The sequence below is a fragment of the Streptomyces sp. NPDC054841 genome (assembly GCF_053611045.1).
Map to the genome: position 1 here is coordinate 1 of NZ_JBSGZO010000844.1, position 1,872 is coordinate 1,872.

General features: G+C 74.4%; 1 protein-coding gene. It reads right to left on the bottom strand.

Annotation, left to right across the window (positions count from 1 at the left end):
- Positions 1-30: 30 nt before the first annotated feature.
- The coding region (locus tag ACWGI8_RS43800) for a S8 family serine peptidase (protein WP_453669143.1) at positions 31-1,872 on the bottom strand (1,842 nt) is incomplete at its 5' end.

Sequence of the window (1,872 nt, forward strand, 5' to 3'; positions counted from 1 at the left end):
CGCCGGGGACGGTGCTTGCGGTGCCGCTCCTCAGGCCTGGGGCGGGTAGGGCCCGGCGGCTGCCGCGTACATCTGTTCCGCGCGAGGGTCCTGCTGCCAGGTGGCGGGGGTGCCGAGGGCGGTGGGGGCATCGGCCAGCCCTGCCCCCATCCGGGCCGGGTCCGCGCCGGGGACGGGCCGGCAGGCGGTGCGCAGCAGGGCGTGGAGGTGGTCGGCGCGGGCCGGGGTGCGGGGGATGGCCTGGGTGCGCAGGTGGTCGTGGTGGGCCAGCAGCAGGGCGGCGAGGCCGGTGACGTGGGCGGCGGCGATCGCGGTGCCGTCGGCCGGGGTGTAGCTGTCACCGAGGGCGGTGGTGATCACCGCGGCACCCGGCGCGACCAGATCCACGCCCGGCCCGGCCGGCGTGAACGGTGCGGCGTAGGGGCCCGGCCACGGTGGTTGTGCCAGGGCGTGGGGGCTGGTGGCCGGGTAGGTGCCGGTGTGGGCGATCGCCCCCACCGCGAGGACGCCCGGCAGGGCGGCGACGTGCGCGACAGGCCCTGCAGTGTCGCCGGCCGGGGCGATGACAGCCATCCCTGCGGCGCGCGCGTCCAGCAGCTTCCATGCCACCAGCTGGGACGGAGCCATATAGGCGAGGTTGATCTGGGCGATGTCGATGTCGTGGGTGATGCAGTAGTCGATGGCGCGGAGCAGGTCGCTGACCCGTCCACCGGGGAACAGCTTCAGTGCGTGGAGTTCGGCCTCCGCGGCGATTCCGGTGACGCCGGTGCGGTTGTCGGCCGCGGCGATGATCCCGGCGCACCAGGTGCCGTGACCACAGGCGTCCACCTGCCACGCACTGTCACCGGAGCCGGCGGCGGTGAAGTCGTACCCGGCCCGCACCGCCTCCTTGAGATCGGGGTGGGCGGCATTCACTCCGGAGTCGAGGAGGGCGATTCTGATGCCGTGGCCGCGGTAGGTGGGCGGGATCTGGTGCAGCCGCATCGCCTGCGTCCCCCAGCCGGTCACCGCCCGGCCCGGGAACCCCTCGAACGTGTCCTCCAGAGCCCGCACCTCCACGACACGCTCCCCGTTGTCGGCGAGGAGGGGGAGGTCGATCCGCTGCGGCCAGTAGCCGCTCACCGGGCGGACGTACAACGCCTGGAGAGTGGCCGGGGTGTCCGCGGCCAGTTGCAGGTTCACCCGCCCGTCCCGGCCGGTCATCCCGTGCGCGGTGGCGGCGGTGCCGATCGCCCACACGTGCGCGCTCGGCAGCACATCGCCGTCCCGCCCCTTGACCAGCACGCTGATGTGCTCGGGCTCCTCCAATGTGACGGCGAGCGCCGGGTCCGCGGCGGTCACGCCGCCACCGGTCAGGCCGCCGATCGCCGGGATGGGGGTGTAGGACAGCGGCTGGTCGATCTCGACGACGACCTGCGGGTTCGCGGCCAGTGCACGGGCCCGTTCCTCGGGCATGGCGACCACGGCGACCGGCGGGCAAGCAGGGTGCGGCTCCGCGATCGCCCCGAGTCCCCGGGAGCGCGACGGACGCACCTGCGCCACCGGCTCCACGTCAGGGTCTTCCTCCAGTAGAGCGAACAGCGCGGCCGCTTCGATCGGCGGCACCCCGCCCGCCAGCCGGCCCACCGGACGGGGCGCCACCAGATACCGGCCCCATCCCGCCCGCATGCCCCGTCCCTGGACTCGACCCGGTTCCCGTTCCTCCCGCCTGGCGCTCTGCCCGGCCGGCTCACCCGGCCCGTTCGCGGCCTCGCCGGGCTGCTTCCCCGCCGCGTTCTGCGCGCCCTGCGACTTCCCGCCCTTGCTGCCGTTGCCCGGCTTCATGCCGCCGCCCTGCTCACTCATCACCCAAACCGCCGTCTCGAAGGTCTT